Origin of the sequence: Methylobacterium sp. CCH5-D2, from assembly GCF_001556475.1 — a bacterium.
Taxonomy (GTDB): Bacteria; Pseudomonadota; Alphaproteobacteria; order Rhizobiales; family Beijerinckiaceae; genus Methylobacterium; species Methylobacterium hispanicum.
The window spans coordinates 1-659 of record NZ_LSIX01000658.1 but is presented as its reverse complement, the minus strand read 5'-3'; the positions used below and the strand labels follow the sequence as shown (position 1 = coordinate 659).

At 78.8% G+C, this 659-nt stretch carries 1 pseudogene; it reads left to right on the top strand.

The features are described from left to right. Nucleotides 1-130: 130 nt before the first annotated feature. Nucleotides 131-659: pseudogene (locus AX737_RS17460) on the top strand (hypothetical protein); the annotation flags it as partial.

The window sequence follows — 659 nt, the reverse complement described above, 5'->3', positions numbered from 1 at the left end:
CCCTGCGCCCGTCGGGCGCCGGTAAGGACCGGCCGGAGGGCTCAAGCCTCTGTTAACGACGACGCGCCTAACTCGGGAACGAGCCGCCCTGCCCCGGGCGGAAGCCCTGTTTCGAGTAACAGAAGCTCTCATGCGCGCATCGGGACGGCCCCCCTACTCACACCGCGATCCCTCCCGCCCCGGCCGCGGCGTCGACCGCCCGGGCCTCTCGCTCGGGGCGCTCGCGCACCGGCTGATGTCGCTCCGCCAGAGCCTGACCCGCCGCCTCGGCGGGGCCGCGCGCCACCCCGGCTACGCCCTGCCGCGCCAGGGGCAGGGCGCGGCCCAGAGCTGGGCCGCGTCGCCGAACGCCATGCTGGGCCGCGACCGCGAGCCCGAGGTGCCGATGCCGCGCGTCCTGCCGCCGGAGATGGCACCGTTCGGCGCGGCGGAGCCGCGGTTCGGCGCTGCGGAGCCGCGGTTCGGCGCCCGCGCGGCGGCCGGCTTCGGCCCGCCCGAGGCGGCCCGGCCCGAGCCCGGCCCGCAGGGCTGGCCCGACCACGTCTTCGACGATCGCGCGGGCTTCGAGCCGCCGCCGGCGCGCCACGAGAGCCGCATCGACCACGCCGCCTCGACGCCGGGCGTGCTGGTGCGCCAGCCCCGCCGACCCGCCGCGATCG